Source organism: Allobosea sp. 67-29, assembly GCF_001898115.1.
Taxonomy (GTDB): domain Bacteria; phylum Pseudomonadota; class Alphaproteobacteria; order Rhizobiales; family Beijerinckiaceae; genus Allobosea.
This window is the reverse complement of the sequence record NZ_MKSQ01000020.1, coordinates 1-19422: the sequence shown is the minus strand read 5'-3', so window position 1 is coordinate 19422 and position 19422 is coordinate 1. Positions and strand designations below refer to the sequence as shown.

Here is a 19422-nt window from a genome sequence, read left to right as displayed (position 1 = left end):
GGCCGAGGAGGGATGGAGCGATGATGCGTCGGATTCACGCCCTTCTGGGCCTCTCTGGCATGCTCCTGCTGATGGTGCTCGCCATCAGCGGCGCGATCCTGTCGATCATGCCGGCCTGGGACCGCGCGGGGGCGATTTCGCCGCCCGCTGCAGCCATGAGCGTCGCCGATCTCGCAGGGCGGGTCGCGCAGGCTGTCCCCGAGGTCGAGGAACTCAAGCGCTTGCCCTCGGGCAGGATCGTCGCCTTCCATGGCGGGACTGACGGCCCGGCGGCGAGCGTGATCGACCCCGCGAGCGGACAGGCGGTCATGCCCTATGCGCAGCCGGCGTTCGAGCGCTGGATGACCAATCTGCACCGCTCCCTCTTCCTGGGTGACGGCGGTCGCCTGGCGATGGCCGCGGGCGCGTTCGCGATGCTCGTCTTGACGCTCTCCGGCCTGCAGATGACCGCCCGGCGTATGGGCGGATGGGGGCGAATTCTCGAGCCCGCGCGGGGCCATGGCGTGCAGCGCCTGCATACCGATCTCGGCCGGCTGGCGGCTCTCGGGCTGCTTCTGTCGACGTTGACCGCGCTCTATCTCGCGCTGGCGACGTTCGAGATGATCCCCGATGGCACGTCGAAACGGCCGGCCTTCCCAGTGGTGACTACGGGCGGTCCGGCACTGCCGGCCGGGCAGCTCGCCGCGCTGCGCGGGATCGATCTCACTGAGCTTCGCGAGTTGACCTTTCCCAACCCGTCCAATCCGGACGACGTCTTTCACCTGACTACGGCTGACGGCGCCGGATATGTCGATCCGGCCAGCGGGGCGATGCTCGCCTGGCAGGACTATTCGATCGCGCACCGGAGCTATGAGCTCGTCTACATGCTGCACACCGGCGAAGGCCTGTGGTGGCTCGGCCTGTTGCTCGGGCTCGGCGCCATCAGCACCCCGGTCCTTGGTGTCAGCGGCGGCGTGGCATGGTGGAGCCGGCGGCGCGCTCATGCCCGCTTCGCCGGCAATATTCCAGCCGGAGATGCCGACACCGTGATCCTCGTGGGCAGCGAAGGTGGCAGCACATGGGGCTTCGCCCGGACGCTGCACGCGGCCCTCACCGCCAATGGCCACAAGGTCCACGCGGGGCCGATGGACCATCTCGCGCGCTCCTATCCGGCCGCGCGGCGCATGCTCCTGCTGACGGCGACCTATGGCGATGGTGCTGCCCCGGCAAGCGCGAGCGCGTTCCTGAAGCGTCTCGACGAGATCGCGGAGCGACCGTCCTTCCCGGTCGCTGTCCTCGGCTTCGGAGATCGCCAGTTCCCGCATTTCTGCCAGTTTGCCCGCGATGTGGAGGCGGCCCTGCGGCAAAGGGGCTGGCCGGCGCTGATGCCGCTGGAGACGATCGACCGCCAGTCGTCACAGGAGTTCGCGCGCTGGGGCGAGGCGTTGGCGGCCGTGATGGGCGAGACGCTGACGCTGACGCATGTGCGGGAGCGGCCGCGCACGCACAAGCTGCAGTTGGTCGCGCGCATCGATTACGGCGCGGAGGTCCAGGCTCCGACCTGCGTGCTGCGTTTCACGCTGCCGAAGGGCGGGCTCCTCGCGCGTCTCGCCGGCCGCGGTTTCCCGCGCTTCGCCGCGGGCGATCTCGTCGGCATCCTGCCGCCGGACTGCGACGTGCCGCGCTACTACTCGCTGGCCAGCTCGACCCGCGACGGTTTCGTCGAGATCTGCGTCAGAAAGCAGGCCGGCGGCCTCTGCTCCGGCTTCCTTCACGGCTTGCAGCCAGGCGATACGCTCGAAGCCTTCGTAAAAGCCAACCCCGCTTTCCATCCGGCCGGTGGAGGCAAGCCGCTGATCCTGATCGGTGCCGGCACGGGCATCGGACCGCTCGCCGGGTTCATCCGCGCCAACCGCGGATGCCGCCCGATGCACCTCTATTTCGGCGGCCGCGACCCGAGTTCCGACTTCCTCTACGGGTCCGAGCTCGCCGCTTGGCTGAAAGAGGGGCGGATGATCAGCCTCGCCACCGCCTTCTCGCGCGTGAAGGGCGGCGGCTACGTGCAGGACCGCCTGCGCGCGGATGCCGAGCGTCTGCGGGAGCTCATCGCCGGAGGGGCACAGGTCATGGTCTGCGGCGGGCGCGACATGGCCACGGGCGTGATGGCGGCGCTGACCGAGCTGCTCGCACCGGCGGGCCTCACCCCTGCCGTCCTCAAGGCCGAAGGGAGATATGCCGAAGATGTCTACTGATCTTCTGCGCCATGCCCTGAGCGGCGCGACCATGGGGACGCGGTGGTCGGCGCTGCTCTATGCTCGCCCGTCGACCGATATCACCGCGCTGGAGGCGGCGCTGGCACGAACCGTCGACCGCGTCGACCGCCAGATGTCGAGCTGGAAGCCGGACAGCGACCTGATGCGCTTCAACGTGGCGCCGCCCGGCACTTGGGTCGCGCTGCCGCCCGAACTCATGCGGGTCCTGGCCCGGGGGCTGGAGATCGGACGGGCTTCGGACGGCGCCTTCGACATCGGCCTGGGTAGCCTGGTCCATGCCTGGGGCTTCGGAGCGGCCCGTGGTGCGCTCGACCCGGAAGCGATCAGGGCTGCTCTCGGAGAGGTCCTGCCGCCGGCGCACGCGATCGTGGAGCTCGACCGGACGGAAGGGCGGGCGCGCCGGCACGCCCGATCCGCCCTCGACCTCTCGGCCATCGCCAAAGGCTGTGCCGTGGACGAGATGATGCGGACGGTCGAGTCCTTCGGAATTGCCGACGCGCTGGTCGGCCTCGACGGGGAGCTGAAGGCAAGGGGCATCAAGGCTGACGGGACGCCCTGGCTGGTGGCCGTCGAGCGACCGGATTACGCGCTGCGCAGCGCCATGGGCACGGTCGAGCTGCGGGATGCCGCCGTCGCCACCTCGGGCGACTACCGCCACTGGATCGATCTCAATGGACGGCGACTATCGCACACCATGGACCGTGCGCGCGGCGGCCCTGTCGACAACGGGATCGCCTCCGTCTCGGTCGTCGCTGACAGCTGTATGGATGCCGATGCCTGGGCGACGGCGCTCATGGTCCTCGGACCGGCACAGGGCGAAGCGCTCGCGCAAAGGCACGGTTTCGACGCCTTGTTCATCCGCCGCGCCGGCGGGATGCTCACGGAGATTCCTGTCGGCCCAACCTTTCGGAGCGCCCCCTTGCTGCCTGCCCGCATGGCGGGGCCGGGCGACGGCGCAGCAGCATCAGGGCTTGAGCTCCGTCAATGACGCACTCTTCCCGTCCGCACAGCTTAATCCTCGTCCCTCCGGGGAGAATTTCGAAGGCGATGCGCAACATCAAGCACGCATTCTGGGGCCTGCTCCTGCTATCGAGCCTTCTGTGGCTGGCCGCAGAGCCGACGGCGCTCCAGCCGGCCAGTTTCTTCGCCCTGCGCGACGCCATGGTCCAGTACAGCGGCGTCGTGGCCATGACGGCGATGAGCGTCGCCATGATCCTGGCGCTGCGGCCGCGCTGGCCGGAGCGCTGGCTGGGTGGGCTGGACAAGATGTACCGCCTGCACAAGTGGCTGGGTATCGCCGCACTGGTCGTCTCCGTGATCCACTGGCTCTGGAGCCAGGGGCCGAAATGGGCGGTGGGTTGGGGCTTGCTGGCGCGGCCCGCGCGGGGAGCGCGACCGCTTCTGGACAATCCGATTCAGCAGGCCTTCGCGAGCCTGCGCGGCACGGCAGAGGGGATCGGCGAATGGGCGTTCTACGCGTCGGTTCTCCTGATCGCGTTGGCGCTCATCCGGCACTTCCCCTACCGCCTGTTCTACAAGACGCACCGTCTGTTGGCGGTGACCTATCTGGTTCTGGCGTTCCACGCTGTCGTCCTGACCGATTTCGATTATTGGACGACGCCGGTCGGCATGGTGATGGCGCTGCTCCTGGCCTCGGGCACCTATGCGGCCGTCATCGTGCTGCTGCGCCGCGTCGGCGCCAGCCGGCAGGTCGAGGGCAGGATCGCCTCGCTGCAGTACTATCCGGGCGTGCGCGTCCTCGAAGCCGAGATCGACGTACCCCAAGGCTGGCTGGGTCACAGGCCGGGGCAATTCGCCTTCGCGACCTCCGATGCCCGCGAAGGCGCGCATCCCTACACCATCGCTTCGGCATGGCACGAGAACGACCGCCGGATCACCTTCATCGCCAAGGAGCTCGGAGACCACACCGGCCGGCTGCGGGAGAAACTGCGCGTCGGCCAGAACGTGAAGGTGGAAGGTCCCTATGGCTGCTTCGACTTCGACGACGATCAGCCTCACCAGATCTGGATCGGCGGCGGCATTGGCATCACCCCGTTCATCGCCAGGATGAAGTCCGTCGCGCAGGAAAGGCGCGCGCAGCCGGACCAGTCTCCCCCGGCGGTGAACCTGTTTCATACGACCACCGATGTCGACGAGACCGCGCTCGCCAAGCTCAAGGCGGATGCCGAGGCCGCGCAAATTCGCCTGCATATCCTCATCGATTCCCGGGATGGCCGCCTGACCGGGGATCGCATTCGCGCGGCCGTCCCGGAATGGCGCGACGCCAGCATCTGGTTCTGCGGCCCGTCAGGCTTCGGGGAGGCGCTGCGCGAGGATTTCGCCGCCGCGGGATTGCCCGTGATGGAGCGTTTCCATCAGGAGCTGTTCGCCATGAGGTCCTAGCCGCCTCATAGCGTCGAGAACCGGGTCGCAAGGGCCGTTCGCTCCGCCGTCGCTTCAGGCAACTGTCGCAAACAAAGGCTGCGGCCGCCCCATGCTTATCTTGTAATTAGAATACTTCTAAACTAGTTATCGCGGACACCTCCAGCATCCGCTTGATCGGACTAGTCCCGCCATGATGACCGCAACCGGGCCTGCGCCGCTCTGTCCTGCCAACTCGCAGCCCTGCACCTGCTTCCGCCCGTTCGACCGCACCTGTCCGGCGCGGCCTGCGGAACGCGCCGGACACCTGCCGGGTTGGCTCGGAGATCGCGTGCCGCGCGCGCTGACCCTCTACGGTCATGACATCGAAACCATCGAGGTCCTGCGCATCGTGGCCGTCGCGGTCTCGGCGGCGCTGGTCTGGTTCCAACTCGTCCGCCCTGTCGCCGGCTGGGACATCGTCGGGATAGCGGGTCTGCTGTTCGGAGCCTGGCCGATCTTCCGCGAGGCACTCGACAACGTCAAAGAGCGGCGGATGACCATGGAATTGTCCATGGCGATCGCCATCGTGGCTGCAGCCGCGATCTCGGAGTTCTTCACCGCGCTGGTCGTCACCTTCTTCGTGCTCGTCGCCGAGGAGCTGGAGCATTTGACGGTCGATCGTGGCCGGGCTGCGATCACGGACCTCATCGACGTGATGCCGCATCGCGCGACCGTTCGCCGCGACGGCGTGATTTCGGTCGTCCCGATCGAAACGATCGGCATCGGCGATCGGATCCTCGTCGCGCCCGGCGAGAACATTCCCGTCGATGGGGTCGTGATGGCGGGTGCATCCTATGTCGATCAGGCGCGCATCACCGGCGAGTCGATGCCGGTCAAGTGCCGCGAGGGCGATGTCGTCTTCGCCGGCTCGATCAACCAGTCCGGCGCGCTCGACATCCAGGTCGATCGCATCGGGCGCGACACCAGCTTCGGGCGCATCATCGACGCGATCGAGAACGCCGAGCAATCCCGCGCTCCGGTCCAGCGCCTCGCCGACCAGCTCGCCGGTTATCTCGTCTACTTCTCCTTCGCCGCGGCGATCCTCACCTACCTGCTCACCGGAGACATCCGCGACACGATCTCGGTGATCATCGTCGCCGGCGCCTGCGGCGTGGCGGCCGGCACGCCTCTGGCGGTGCTGGGGGGCATTGGGCGCGCGGCGCGCAATGGTGCCATCGTAAAGGGCGGAAAGCATCTGGAGACGCTCGGCCGGATCGACACGATCGTGCTCGACAAGACCGGGACGCTGACCTTCGGCGAACCCCGGGTCCTGGCGATCCATCCGGCCGCCGGCCACGCGAAGGCGGAGCTCCTGCGGCTTGCGGCCGCGGCCGAGCTGCGCTCGGAGCATCCGCTCGCCAAGGCGGTCGTCGCGGAGGCACGCACCCGCGGGATCGCGGTGCCGGAGCCCGACAGCTTCGACTACAGGCTCGGGCGCGGCGTCTCCGCCCGGCTGGGCGACGACCGCATCCTGATCGGCAGCGTCAAGCTTCTGCAGGCCGATGGGGTCGAGGCGCCCGCCGATCGCAGCGCCGATGCCGTTTCCTCCGAGATCTGTGTCGCGATAAACGGGCGCTATGCCGGTTCCTTCGCCGTCGCCGACGAGGTGCGCCCGGAGGCTGCCGCTGCCATCCGCGCCCTGCACGCGATGCGGATCCGGACGCTCCTGCTCACCGGAGACAATGCCAAGGTCGCCAACAGCGTCGGCGCCAGCCTGGGCATCGATGCGGTCGAGGCCGGCATGCTGCCCGAGCAGAAGCTGGAACGCGTACGAGCGCTGGTCGCCTCCGGCGCCAAGGTCGCCATGCTGGGCGACGGCATCAACGATGCGCCCGCGCTAACGGCCGCCAGCGTCGGCATCGCGATGGGATCGGGCACCGATGTCGCCAAGGAGAGCGCGGACATCGTGCTGCTCGCCAACGACCTCGAGCGCCTGGTCGAGACGGTCCGGATCGCGCGGCGCACGCGCCATGTGATCTGGCAGAACTTTTCCGGTACGATCTCGGTCGACGCGCTCGGCATCGCGCTGGCCGCTTTTGGTTTCCTGAATCCGCTCCTGGCCGCCTTCATCCATGTTTCGTCGGAGCTGATTTTTATATCAAACTCGGCGCGGCTCCTGCCGGCCGCCGACAGGATGCGGCTGCCCAGGCGTGAAAAGGAAGATCGGGAATGAGCCGCCTCCACAGTGAGAACCATCTCGTTGCCAGGATCGGCTGGTTGCGGGCGGCCGTTCTGGGCGCGAATGACGGCATTATCTCCACAGCCAGCTTGATGGTCGGTGTGGCGTCCGCCGCGAGTTCATCGAGCGAGGTGATGGTTGCGGGCGTGGCCGGGCTCGTCGCCGGAGCGATGTCGATGGCGGCAGGGGAATATGTCTCGGTCAGTTCCCAATCGGACACCGAGAAGGCCGATCTCGCGCGCGAGCGGCAGGAGTTGGCCGTCCAGCCGGAGTTCGAGCTCCAGGAACTCGCCCAGATCTATGTCGAACGCGGTGTCGAGCCCGCGCTGGCGCGGCAGGTCGCCGAGCAGCTCATGGCGAAGGATGCGCTCGGCACGCATGCTCGCGAAGAGCTCGGGATCACGGACGTCACAGCCGCGCGACCGGTCCAGGCTGCACTGACTTCGGCTGCGACCTTCGCGGCCGGCGCCGCCCTTCCGATCATCACTGCGACGCTCGCCCCCGCCAGCCATCTCGTCGCCATCGTGTCGGGCATGTCGCTGATCTCTCTGGCGGTGCTTGGAACCCTTGGAGCCAGGGCCGGTGGCGCCGCCATTCTGCAACCCACCATCCGCGTCGCCTTCTGGGGAGCTTTTGCGATGGGCCTGACGGCCGCGGTCGGTGCGCTTATCGGGGAGGCGATCTGAACGCCGCTCGCCAGAACCGCTTGCCCCCTTCTGAATGTCCGGTTTCTGGCGTCGAGGCGATGTCCGCAATTGGCGCAGCGCGGCCTGAATCTCTTACGCTGCCGACACGGAAGCCTGGATCGATCACGGGCACTAACCTGTAATTGATCGTCAGGTGCGTGCAACCAGCCGGCCTGAAGACAGGATTGGCTCCACATCCAGCCACGGAGCTACGCCCGGACCGTTCTTCGCATAGTGGAAAGTGGCGGCAAACGTAGCCCGTCGAGATCGAACGCGCCGGCTCGACGAGTGTTTCGCGAGCCGGCGCTTATGCCGACGCAATAGTTTTGGCGTTCTGATTCTGGCCGCAGTGGGTTTCGAAAGCATTATCGGGTGTATCCAGGCCGCCAGGTTTATTGGCGACCTAGCGAGCGCTGCTTGCAACCCTAGCTAGTTCTGGTCCGAAGCCGGTTCCGGGGCGTTTGGCTTGGCAGCGCTCTTCGAGACTGAATGCAGGGAAGCTCCCAGGAGCGCCTGCGTTGGATCTGCGCCCGTAAAGCCGGCCTGACTCAGAATTTCGTCGAGGATCGGCTTCTGGGCGGTGAACTTCAGCAGCTGCCCGGACAGGTCGTCGAGCGGATTTCCGTTGGCCTCGCCGGCGCCCCCGTTGAAACCCGGCATACCGCCCGTGCTGAAGATGCGGATGTCGGAGATCTTCTCGATCGGCTTCATCGCCTCCGCCAGTGCCTGCGGCAGAATATCGACGCGAGCCTTCCCCAGTTCGTATTCAATGATGCTCGTGGAAAGCGCGTTTCGTGCTTCGTTCTTGGCTCGCTCGGCGCGAGCCTGCGCCTCGCCGAGCTCGATGACGCCGACGGCGCGAACCTTCGCGGCCTCGGCCTCCGCCTCGGCCTGAATTTTTGTCGCGGCCGCGAGGTCTTCGGCTGCCTGACGTTCTGCCTCCGCCTTGACGGTGACAGCCGTGGCCTGCTGTTCAGCTTCCTGGCGGGCCGCAATCACGGCGATGCGCTTGGCGCGTTCGGCAATCTCGACCTCCCGAGCCGTGGTCACCTGTTCCTCCGCGGTGATGGCGTTCGCCTTGGCGGCGTCGGCTTTGGCGCGGGCCGCGGCCTCTTCCTCGGTCTTCTGAGCGACGGTGATTGCGGCTTCGATGCGGGCGGTTTCGGTGATCTTCCGCGCTTCGGCCTCTCGCTCGGCGATGCCGCGTTCGGCCGCGATGCGCGCGGACTCACGAGCCTGCCGCGCCTCGGCATCGCGTTCGGCGATGCCGCGCTCGGTCTCGAGACGAGCCGTCTCCTCGGAGAGCCGCGCGAGTTGCTCGGCCTTGGCGGCCTCGGCGCGAGTTTCCGCCGTCTTGTTGGCAATGTCCCGTTCTTGGGACAGTTCTGCATCACGCTGCTCTCGCTCGATGGTGAGGCGACGCAGCGAAGCTTCGCGATCCTTGGTTGCGATCTCGACCTCGTTGTCGCGGACGATCTGATTACGTTCGCGCTTGCGCTCCTCGGTAATCTTCGTCAGCGCTGTCAGACCCTCGGCGTCAAAGCTGTTGTTTGGATTGAAATGCTTGATGTCGGTCTGATCGAGGCGCGTGAGCGAGACCGACTCCAGCTCGAGGCCGTTCGACTGCAGATCATGCGCTACCGCCGCCTGAACCGACTTTACGAATTCGGCACGCTGCTCCTGCAGATCGCGCAGCGACATCGTCGCAGCAACTGAACGCAGGCCATCGACGAACTTCGCCTCGACCAATGCCTTGAGAGCATCGGCGTCGTTGGTTCGGTCACCGAGCGTCTGCGCTGCCAGCGCGATGTTGTCGGCATCAGGCTTCACGCGGACATAGAACTCGGCAGTGATGTCGGCCCGCATGCGGTCTTTGGTGATCAGGGACTCGTTCTCGGCACGCTTGACCTCGAGGCGCAGCGTGCTGAGCGAAACCCAAGAGTAGGAGTGAAAGATCGGAAGGATGACGGAGCCGCCGTCGAGGACGACTTTCTTTCCGCCCAAACCGGTTCGGACATAGGCCTTGTCCCGCGTCGCTCGGGTGTAGAGCGACGTCATGATGACGCCGATGACGACGATGGCCGCGACGATGACAGCCGCGATGATACCCAGTGAGAAGAAATCCATGATCAGCCCCCTGTCGGCGTTAGCCTTGCTGAAGTCCCGGTGGCGCGGGAATCGCTTGGAAGAGGCCGTCAGAGCCGTCGACAATGACGACGAGCCTGCCGGTCTCGATAACATGACCGGGGGCGGCAGTCGCCCTCAGCACATGAATGTTGTCGTGCCGGTCCTTCACGCGGACCGATCCGGGATTCCCCTGGTCGAGCGGTCCGATTGAGACCGTCCCGACAAGGCCGATGAAATCGACCTGGCTGATCGCCGCCGTCTCGTCGCGCGGGATGATCCGGGCAATTCCGCGGCTCAGCCATCGGGTCACGGGCACCGCCGCAACCAGCGCAGCGGGAACCGCAGCGGTGATCGGCAATGGCCCGGCCAGTCGGGTCGCCAGCGATTGAACAGCGAAGCCGAAAACCGCGAAGGCTGAAAGCAGGATCACCGCGAGCACCAAAATCGGCACCCCACCGGCATTCAGCCAGGACATCCAGCCGCCCAGCAGGCCCGCCTCATGACCATCCGGGCCATGGTGCCCCAGCCCGTCATCGAGAATGCCCGACGCCGAGGCTCCGAGCAGGACTGACACCAGCTCGACCAGGCCCAGCCCGACGACGATCATCAACGCCAACCAGAACGGCCCTGTGCCCGGCTGGAGAATCGAGCCCATCAGCGTTGACCCTCACGAAAGGCCTTGAGGCGCGCCTCGATTGCATCTTCGCGTTGCATCCGGCCGAGTTCCTCGACTTCGGCCCCCCCTTGAACGGGCTTCGTCGGCACACCTGTGACCCTCTCCACGGCTTCGAGAGCCGCAGCGAGACGTTGATCATTGCGCTGCGACGGTGTCGCAACAATGGGTGCTGCGCGCTCGGCGCGCTTGGCGTCCTCCAGACGCTTCATCGCATCGGTACGCGCGGAGGCGATGCTGCGTAGTGTTGCCTCGGCATCGGCAATCTCCGCGGCGTTTTCCGAGATCGCCTTGTTGAGCGCGGTGCGCTGCGCTTCCAGGTCGATCTGCAGACCTGTGGCAGCACGAGCCAGATCCTCTCGCTGCTTTTCGAGACCGGTCTTGATCTTATCGTCGAGATCGCGGATCTCGGCATCGAGATCATCGGCCTTGGCCTTCAGGCGGTGACCCGCGGCGACAGCGACGCCGAGTGCCGCACGGGCTTCCTCCGAGATTTTCCCGATCTCGCGAACGGCTTGCTCGGCAACCGCCACCGGGTTGGCTCCCTCGGCTGCATCGACCGCATTGTTGACAACGCCGGCGATCACACGCCCGAGGCGGGCCAAGATACCTTCATTGGACATGGTGGTCTCCTTTTGCGGATGGAGGCCGGCCTGTACGCCGACGAGGATGCTGATCGAAGAACCGCTGAAACAAAGACGGGCTTCTGAGAAATCGTCCCAACCGGCGCGGTAACCGTTCACGACATAGGGGATGATGATGCGCCCGCCGACCGTGGCAATGCTCAGGCTGTCGGGCCCTTTAACAGAGAACAGCTTGGAATCGAGCGGGATGTCGTTGACCTGCTCGCCGGCGTTACGGCGGCTGTGATCGCGCAAAGCCAAGGTCGCCATGCGAGAAGGCAGGCCAGTCTTCGCGCGGATCTCCTCATAGGCCTCCTCATGCAGCGCCACGAGGTTGGCGCCCGTCGTGCCTTCGAGAATTCGTAAGGCAGCCCGGTACGCTTCCAGAGTCTCCCGCAGCGCCAAAAGATCATCCCTCGACGGTAACAGGCTGAGGACCATGGTGGTCTGATGCTTTGCGAACATGGCATCAATCTAAAGCACTGCTTTGGTGCTTTCAAGGACTGAGGGCTTCCACGAGATAGAATGGTGTACGCACCATGGAAAAATGCCGATCATTTGGACCCATAAAGGCCGCCGAGGTCAGCCTCTCGCACAGAGCCGGAGACCGAGCCGCACCGGGACGTTCGACAGGTGACGCCCTCTTCCCTGCACGATAACTGCACGAAAATCCTTGGTTCCTACTGATCTGCATCGCGGGTGCTGCAAACTGCCGATGCAGTGTTCGCGCATGGCGGACGTCATCGCTCCAGCATCCTTCCCGTCGCGACTGCCACCGAGGCTGATCAAAGATGGCTGGTGGCTGGAGACAACGATGCGGCCCGCCTGTGCCGACATCCTCGCCTTTCCGGTCCGCGCCTCCATCGCGGCCGCGGGCGTTCGCAGCCGAGATCGACAGCCATGCCAGCCCAAACCCATGAGACAGCCGCGCCTGCCGAACCCGGCAAACGACCCCAAGGATGGCTGACGATCCAGTTCACGGCCGCAGCCGCTCTGGTCATGCTGGCGGACGCCCTATTCTACGGGCATCCGCTTGGGATCTCGCTGGCATTGTTTCTCTGCATCCTCGCCGCCGCGTCCGCCTGCCTCAACCCACTCCGAGCCGAGCCGAGACGACGTTGGCATGCGATCGTCCTCCTGGCGGCCGGACTGCTGCCCGCCGTCGAAGACATCAGCTGGCTCTCGGTCACGATCGCGCTCGTTGCGGCGGCCGTCGCTGCCCGGATGCTGACCGAAGCGAGGCAACTATCCTGGCAGGAGCATCTTTGGGCCGCGCTCCGCATGCCGCTTTCCGGCTTGCGATTGTTCAGCGATATCGCACGGGCGAGCCGTAGCAGCAGGCAGCGGCACAGCCCTGCGGGCATCCTGGCCGCGTTGCTGGGCTGGGCGATGCCGCTTCTTCTCTGTGCCGTCTTCGCGACATTGTTCGTCTCGGCAAACCCGCTGCTGGAGAGCTGGCTGAAGCGGATCGACCTTCAGGCCTTTCTCGGACAGATCTTCTCGGGTCGCTCGGTATTCTGGGCGGTCACGCTGTGCCTGATCTGGCCGCTCCTTCGCATCCGTTCGCTTCGCCGGCGCAAGCGTGCGATCATCAAGCCGTCAGCCGCCGTTTTGATCCTCGACCCGCTCGATCCGTTCAGCGACCGCACCATCAGACGCTCCCTGAGCCTGTTCAATGGGCTCTTCGCCATCCAGACGGCGATGGACCTCGTCTATCTCTGGGGCGGCGCCAGCCTGCCTGAAGGCCTGAGCCACGCGAGCTATGCGCATCGTGGCGCCTACCCGCTCGTCGTCACGGCGCTGCTCGCAGCGGCCTTCGTGCTGGTCGCCATGCGCCCTTCGGGGTCGAGCGAGCGTGATCCGCTGGTCCGGCCGTTGGTCCTCGCCTGGGTCGGACAGAACCTTCTGCTCGTGCTCTCCGCCCTGCGGCGCCTCGATCTCTATGTCGAAGCGTTTTATCTGACGGAGCTGCGGGTGGCGGCCTTCATCTGGATGCTGCTGGTCGCGACAGGGCTCGTCTTGATCATCATCCAGATCCTGTCACGCAGGACGGTCGGCTGGCTGGTCTCGGCGAATGCAATCGCGCTGGCGCTGACACTCTATGGCTACAGCTTCGTGGATACTGCAGTTGTCATCGCGAACTACAACATCCGGCACTCCTTCGAGATGCGGGGCCAGGGGCAGACCATCGACATCGCCTATCTGTTTGGCCTCGGTCCCAGTGTCGTTCCCGCCCTTGACCGCTATGCCCCCCGCATCCTCGCGGCCAATCACATCTCGCCCCGTTCTCCCTGGGCTCGGCCTGATCTTGCCATCGCCAGCGGTCGCCAAAGGCTCGTCTGGCGCCATCTTGGAACGCAGGCCGATTGGCTCGGATGGAGCTTCCGCGGATGGCGGCTGTCGCGATATTTGGCTAACACTCCGGAGGCTCCGTTCAGGACGATACCCATGTCGCCAGCCGGTGCCGCCGAGGGCAGATGATGACGCCGCGTATTCTCGTGGTCGACGACGACAGCCATATCCGCGACGTGATCTGCTTCGCCCTCGAAAAGGCAGGCATGGCGACGACAGTGGCGCAGGACGGCCTACAGGCGCTCGACGGGTTCAGGCAGCGTCCGGCAGATCTCATCGTGCTGGACATCGGCATGCCGGAGATGGATGGGCTCGAAGTCTGCCGGCAGATCCGGAAATCCTCGGAGGTGCCGATCCTGTTCCTGTCGGCGCGCGACGATGAGATCGATCGCATCCTCGGGCTGGAGATCGGGGGCGACGACTATGTCACCAAGCCGTTCAGCCCGCGCGAGCTGGTCGCTCGGGTCAACGTTATCCTCAAGCGGGTGCGCACGGGCCGGGCTCCGGCCCGGATGGCCGACGGCAGCTTGTCCTGGGGCGCGCTGAGTCTCGATCCCGCGGCGCATTTCGTTCACTTCAATGGTGCGGAGCTGTCCCTGACGGCGATCGAGTTCGCCATCCTGCGGATGCTGATGGCGCGGCCGCGCCAGGTGTTCAGCCGGGAGCAGATCCTCGGCGGCGCTTACGGCGGCGCAATCCATGTCTCCGACCGGACGATCGACAGCCATATCCGCAACATTCGAGGTAAATTCGCGAAGGCCGGCTGCGGGAACGCGATCGAGACCGTGCACGGCGTCGGTTTCAGGTTGGGTCAATGCGAAGCTTCGGCGTGACGGAGCAGGTTGCGGCGCCGGCCCGGGTGACGCCCAAATGGCGGCCGAGCCTTAGCCTGATCGTCATCATGATGCTGACGGCCGTTCTAACCCTGCCACTCGTCAGCCTCTTCTTCTTTCGGATCTACGAAAACCAGCTGGTTCATCAGACCGAAGCTGAGCTGATCGCGCAGAGCGCTGCGCTATCAGCCGTGATCGAAAGCGATCTGGACGGGCATCTGCCACCGGACACGGCCTTGGGAGCACGCCCTCCTGCGGTCGCGCCGGCCGAGCAGCCGGGGCCTTTCACGCCGATCCTCCCAAGTCTCGACCTTGCTCGAGGCGACCTGCTTGGGCGCAGGCCCGATGCGATGCCGGCCCTCCAGCCTGCCAATCCCGTCTTCAAGTTAGCCGGCGAGCGCTTGTTTCCTTTGCTCGAAAGAACGCAGAGCATCACGCTCACGGGCTTTCGCCTGCTTGACCCGGACGGGGTCGTGATTGCCGGGAGGGCGGAGGTCGGGCTCTCTCTTGCGCATATCGAGGAGGTTCGGGAGGCCGTTCAAGGACGCTTCAAAGCTGTCCTGCGACAGCGCGTCTCCAAGAATCCTCCGCCGCCGCTCTATTCGCTGAGTCGCGGCACCAGCATCCGCGTTTTCACGGCGATGCCGATCATCGTGCGAGGGCATGTCGCCGGCGTTCTTTACGCCTCGCGCACGCCGAGCAATGTGTTTCGCCATCTCTATGAAGAGCGCGGGAAGGTCGCTCTCGCAGGCGCCTCTGTCGCCCTGCTGACCATTCTCATCGGGCTCGCTTTCCATCGCGCCATCACGCGCCCGGTTCATGAGCTGATTGCCCGAACCACAGCGATCGGACAGGGGGACCGCAGCGCCATCGTCCCGTTAAAGCATCACGGCACGGCCGAGTTCGCACGGCTCGCGCAAAGCTTCCTCGACATGGCCAATAGCCTCAATAATCGATCCGATTTCATCGCCACCTTCGCGGCTCACGTCTCACACGAGCTCAAATCGCCGTTGACGTCGATCGAAGGGGCAGCCGAACTCCTGCGCGACGACATGACCGGCCCAGCAGTCGCGATGAGCGACGATGATCGGCGCCGCTTCCTCAGCAACATCATTTCCGACACACATCGTCTGACCGCGATTACAAACCGCCTGCGCGAACTTGCGCGGGCCGAAATTGCACCGACCGGCGGCTCAACGGAACTCTCGTCGGCCATGGCCGACATCCAGCACCGCTATCCCGCGCTCGACATCCGTGCCGACGGCGCTCTCGACCGTAAGATCCGCATCTCTGCCGAGAACATCCACATTATCCTCTCTCATCTGCTCGACAATGCGCTGCATCACGGCGCAACGCGGATCCAGGCTGCCGCGAGCACGGCTTCAGATCGGCTCGATCTGGTCATCTCGGACAATGGCGGCGGGGTTTCACCGAATAATCGCGCCCGGATCTTCGACAGCTTCTTCACCACGCGACGCGACGCCGGGGGCACAGGAATGGGCTTGTCGATCGTACGGGCCATGTTGACGGCCCACGGCGGCGAGATCACGCTTCTCGACAGCGCGGACGGTGCGGCCTTCACCCTCTCATTCCCGGTGACGGGCGAGCTCGATCTTGACTGAGGCAACGGCGCGCTCGCGCCTCGTGACAATTGCCCTGACTGCTGCGGTTATTGCCTCGGGATTGCTCCTGAGGCGCTATGGTTCAGGTCTCGGCTTGCCATTTGTGGTCGTGAAGTACGGCGGCTCGCTGCTTTGGGGCATGATGGTCTATTTGCTGTTGGCGGCCTTTGCCCCTCGGCGAACTGTCACGCAGATACTGATGGCGGCCGCGTTGGTCGCGGTCAGCGTTGAATTGTCTCGCCTCTATCACACGCCTTGGCTCGACGGGTTCAGGCTGACGACAGCAGGCGCGCTCTTGCTTGGCCGCGTATTTTCGCTCTGGAACCTGGTGGCCTACGGTCTCGGCATTCTCCTGGGCGCGTGGGCCGACCTCGTGGGCAGAAGGCGCTGATGGTCGAACCCTAAACAGCGTTCGGCGCGACCTTGAAACCAAAATTATGAGTCACCGACCTAGCTGACGCCATGTCCGCTTTCGGGCAGGGCCCTAATGTCCGGTTGTGGCGCTACCTGCGCAAGCAATAAGAGCGTTTACCCGCATCACCCCCCCAAACCGATTGACCCTTAGGTTGCGCCTGCGAGATGCTGTCGGGCCTGGTCAGCCCAGCTCACTCGGCTGACAGGAATGGGCCGGGGGCAACATGACGGGATATCCGATTTGGATTCGGGCGGGCATCACGAGACGCGTCTCGGCGTTCCTGATCGATCTCGTCCTCGTCATGCTGCTGACGCAGGCTTTGGTGGCCTGTATCTACGGGCTGTCGGGCGGCCGAGTCCAAGACAGCAGCGCATTTGTCAAAGAGTGCCTACCCGCCAAACAGCGCCCAGCCGGCATGTCATTGCCAGCCGCGTTCATCCCAACCGGCGAAGCGATCTGTACGGCCTATCTCATGACCAAGCCGGTGGCGCGATATTATGTCTTCGAGCATAGAATTCCGGGATCGCCATGGAAACAGACCATCGGGTTTCCGCTGGACAGCAATGACCAGCCAATCAAGGCCTTCGATCTCACGCTCGTTCAATGGCCGCTGCTTGCATTGCTGCGGTGGGCGTTCGAGAGCCATGGCTGGAGATCGCCTGGGAGATCGGCGGCCGGGCTTTTGGTTTCGTCGTCCCGGCATGCTGCCGGTAACATCTGGAATCGAGAGCTAGCCAAGCGATATCTCGTATTCGCAGCCGCGGCGTTGCCTGCGGTTGTCTTCGCGGCCGTCGGCGTTTGCGCCGCCTGGTCAGATCTCCCAGTCCTGAGCGCGGTTATGCTGTGGCTGACGGGCATTGCAGGCTGGCTCCCGTCTATCGCTCTCGTTGCCGCGGCGATTGCAATAAGCAAGCAGCGTGACGCATTTTATGATCAAGCCGCGGGGACGCGCATCGTCAGGGTCTTCGATCCTCAGATCGACGAGGCGCTGGCGGCGGAGGAGCCATCGGCACAGGAAGGCCGATTTCCTTCTCCAGGCACCGTAGTAGCGGGCGCGCGGGCCGGATTTGCTTTGTCGTTCGTGCTGCTACTGATTTTTGCTGCAGAACTCGCAACCTCGCATTTGGCTGGCCGGGTGACGGGCTTCATGGTCGATTGGCAGTCAGGCGTGCAGTTTGGCGGAGTCTCTTACGAGCTCGTTGCCCAAGGCGGGCAATGGTACCGGCTGGCGACGTCATCGTTCCTGCATTGGAGCCTCAGCCACCTGGCCACGAATCTCGTCGCACTCATGCTGATCGCGGTCCTGCTCGAGCCCGTCATCGGAGCTGCTTGGTTAATCGCAATCTTCATTCTCAGCGGCTTAGCGGGCGCCGTGCTTTCGATCGTGCAGAACCCGCCTAACGTGATGAGCATGGGTGCCTCTGGCGGGATCCTCGGCTTGATGACTGCGGGCTTGATCATCTCCTGGCGACTGGCGCCGGGAAGGCGTCGGCTCTGGCTTCAGGCTGTCACCATCGTCATTCTGACGGGCACTTTGACACAGGGGAACTGGTTGCCAGCCTTGGGCTCGGATCATGCTGCCCATCTTGGAGGGATGTTGGCTGGAGGCGCCACTGGCCTCGTCTGCATACTGTTTTTTGGCTCGAAGCGATTCCCATCAATCGGCAAGTACGTGGTGGGGGCCGCCGTGCTCGCCTCCAGCGTGACGGCGGCATCCATCCCGATGTCTGGCTTCGGCGACTTCCCGCTGGATCGTTTGCTCGTACCACCCCAGATCATGCCCAAAAACGATCAGGAATGGGCCTATCAGGCAGCGGAGCTCGCAAGGCGCTACCCGCGCGATCCGCGGCCTTACATCGGGCTCGCGCTCGCGGCTGGCGTAGACGTCGAAAAACGGGAGCGCGCTCTGGATCAGGTGAAACTCGTCTCGGCTGCGTTGAAGCCCAATGACCAGGATTTCGTCCTGGCGACCTATCGCAATGGATTGAAGGCCATTGTGCGCGCCCGCATCGCAGCACGCGACTTCACGGTCGCCCAAGCGAAGCTGGATGAAGCTTTAGCGCTGCAGCTTCCGCTCGACCCCGATCTGCTCTACCTGCGCGCGGAAGCCGAGCAGCATTTGGGCGACTGGGTTTCCGCCAAGGCCGATCTTCAAAAGCTCTTAGCAGCCAATCCCGCCAATGTGCCCGGCTGGATATCGCTCGCATTCGTGACGTCGGCGATGGGTGATCAAACTGCCGCTATCAATTTGAGCGGTATCGCGCTGCTCCATGACCCGAAGAGCTTCGTCGCCTATCGCCAACGCGGATGGTTCTTTTACCTAGCCGGCGATTTCAAAAAGGCGCTCGCGGATCTGGAAAAAGCGCGGGAACTCGGTCCCAAAGACCACTATGCTGCCATTTGGACCCATTTGGCATCAACGCGAGCAGGCTTAGGCTCCCGCATCGACGAGGTCTCGAAACAGATCGATCTCGCGAAATGGCCTGGCCCGGTACTCCGTTATCTCCGTGGAGATATCGATGCAGCTGGCCTCCGAGCCAATGCAGCCAACAGCAATTCGATTATCGATCAGAACCAGCGTTGCGAGGCCAGCTTCTATATCGGCGAGACCCTTCGCTTGACCGAGGCTTCCGTGGCCGCCGCGAATTTTCGAGCAGCGCGCGAAATTTGTCCGAAAAGCTACTACGAATGGATCGGGGCGAATGTGGAGCTCTCGAAAAGCAACTTGTAGCTCTCCGGACACTAACTGTTGTGGAACTTGCGGCATTGTTCCGCGCGGGTGGCATTCCGCGTTTCGGCAGGGTTTTATTTGGCTGGGTGTTATTTGGCGTAAGCCGCGTCAAATCTCTTAGCACAGCTGGGGCGACCGATTTTTGAGCTCGCTTGCTGCCCTTCAGGACCTTCCCGCACAATGTCCGCTTCAGGGCGGCTATCGAATGGCTGCTTGTGGCGCGAGGCGGCCCGAGGCCTCAACCCCAGGCTAACGGCTGAGTTAGGTCGCCGCAACGCAGCGGCGGTCGACCCCGAGCCAGCGCTTCCAAAGTGAACTGGAGTTGACCCGTTTCCGTGGACTGTTCACGGCTTGGGCGGGTCAAGTCAGCTCATGATGAAGCCTTTCGTATTCGATGGGCGAGAGGTATCCCAGCGCCGAGTGACGGCGTGAGGGATTGTAGAAGCCTTCGTGTGATCCGCCCCCGCCGGCAGGTCCAAGGTGATTGTTAGTGGACGGTTGGTCT

General features: G+C 64.6%; 13 protein-coding genes. 10 read left to right on the top strand and 3 right to left on the bottom strand.

Annotated elements, in window-relative coordinates; all coding sequences use genetic code 11:
- Positions 1 to 20: 20 nt before the first annotated feature.
- The 5 genes from BGO20_RS15545 to BGO20_RS15525 all read left to right on the top strand — a co-directional run bounded on the left by BGO20_RS15545 (position 21) and on the right by BGO20_RS15525 (position 7541).
- Positions 21 to 2231: a PepSY domain-containing protein gene (locus BGO20_RS15545; RefSeq protein WP_291665121.1), complete on the top strand. Its 2211-nt coding sequence runs from the start codon at positions 21 to 23 to the stop codon at positions 2229 to 2231.
- Positions 2212 to 3240, top strand: a complete 1029-nt coding sequence (locus BGO20_RS15540) for an FAD:protein FMN transferase (RefSeq protein ID WP_465246042.1) — start codon at positions 2212 to 2214, stop codon at positions 3238 to 3240. Before BGO20_RS15545 ends, BGO20_RS15540 begins: the two co-directional genes overlap by 20 nt.
- 59 nt (positions 3241 to 3299) lie before the next feature.
- The gene (locus BGO20_RS15535) at positions 3300 to 4655 is read left to right on the top strand and encodes a ferredoxin reductase family protein (RefSeq protein ID WP_291665117.1); all 1356 of its coding nucleotides are present in this window, start codon (positions 3300 to 3302) and stop codon (positions 4653 to 4655) included.
- Between the two features lie 310 nt (positions 4656 to 4965).
- Entirely contained in the window at positions 4966 to 6849 is a 1884-nt protein-coding gene (locus BGO20_RS15530; RefSeq protein WP_291665115.1) for a heavy metal translocating P-type ATPase, read from the top strand.
- Positions 6846 to 7541, top strand: coding sequence for a VIT1/CCC1 transporter family protein (locus BGO20_RS15525; RefSeq protein ID WP_291665113.1), 696 nt, complete (start codon positions 6846 to 6848; stop codon positions 7539 to 7541). Before BGO20_RS15530 ends, BGO20_RS15525 begins: the two co-directional genes overlap by 4 nt.
- 429 nt (positions 7542 to 7970) lie before the next feature.
- Here the strand turns inward: BGO20_RS15525 and BGO20_RS15520 are convergent, their stop codons facing one another.
- From BGO20_RS15520 to BGO20_RS15510, 3 genes are read right to left on the bottom strand one after another with little or no spacing between them, the layout of a single operon-like run.
- Positions 7971 to 9668 carry a flotillin family protein gene (locus BGO20_RS15520; RefSeq protein ID WP_291665111.1) on the bottom strand — a complete coding sequence of 566 codons (1698 nt, stop codon included), beginning with the start codon at positions 9666 to 9668 and terminating at the stop codon, positions 7971 to 7973.
- A 19-nt stretch (positions 9669 to 9687) separates the two neighbouring features.
- A complete protein-coding gene (locus BGO20_RS15515; protein ID WP_291665109.1) occupies positions 9688 to 10323 on the bottom strand; it encodes an OB-fold-containig protein in 636 nt (211 codons plus the stop codon).
- A complete protein-coding gene (locus tag BGO20_RS15510) occupies positions 10323 to 11429 on the bottom strand; it encodes a PspA/IM30 family protein (protein WP_291665107.1) in 1107 nt (368 codons plus the stop codon). Before BGO20_RS15510 ends, BGO20_RS15515 begins: the two co-directional genes overlap by 1 nt.
- A gap of 435 nt (positions 11430 to 11864) precedes the next feature.
- On the opposite strand from BGO20_RS15510, the gene BGO20_RS15505 reads away from it, so the two are divergent.
- The 5 genes from BGO20_RS15505 (at position 11865) to BGO20_RS15485 (ending at position 18917) form a co-directional block, all read left to right on the top strand.
- On the top strand, positions 11865 to 13445 hold the full coding sequence (locus BGO20_RS15505; RefSeq protein WP_291665105.1) for a DUF4153 domain-containing protein: 1581 nt from the start codon (positions 11865 to 11867) through the stop codon (positions 13443 to 13445).
- The gene (locus BGO20_RS15500; RefSeq protein WP_291665147.1) at positions 13445 to 14149 is read left to right on the top strand and encodes a response regulator transcription factor; all 705 of its coding nucleotides are present in this window, start codon (positions 13445 to 13447) and stop codon (positions 14147 to 14149) included. The genes BGO20_RS15505 and BGO20_RS15500 overlap by 1 nt, the downstream gene beginning before the upstream one ends.
- Complete coding sequence (locus tag BGO20_RS15495) at positions 14131 to 15771, top strand: sensor histidine kinase (protein WP_299858263.1); 1641 nt, start codon at positions 14131 to 14133, stop codon at positions 15769 to 15771. Before BGO20_RS15500 ends, BGO20_RS15495 begins: the two co-directional genes overlap by 19 nt.
- A complete protein-coding gene (locus BGO20_RS15490; protein WP_291665104.1) occupies positions 15764 to 16162 on the top strand; it encodes a ribosomal maturation YjgA family protein in 399 nt (132 codons plus the stop codon). The genes BGO20_RS15495 and BGO20_RS15490 overlap by 8 nt, the downstream gene beginning before the upstream one ends.
- Before the next feature lie 247 nt (positions 16163 to 16409).
- Positions 16410 to 18917 carry a rhomboid family intramembrane serine protease gene (locus tag BGO20_RS15485; protein ID WP_291665102.1) on the top strand — a complete coding sequence of 836 codons (2508 nt, stop codon included), beginning with the start codon at positions 16410 to 16412 and terminating at the stop codon, positions 18915 to 18917.
- Positions 18918 to 19422: the final 505 nt, after the last annotated feature.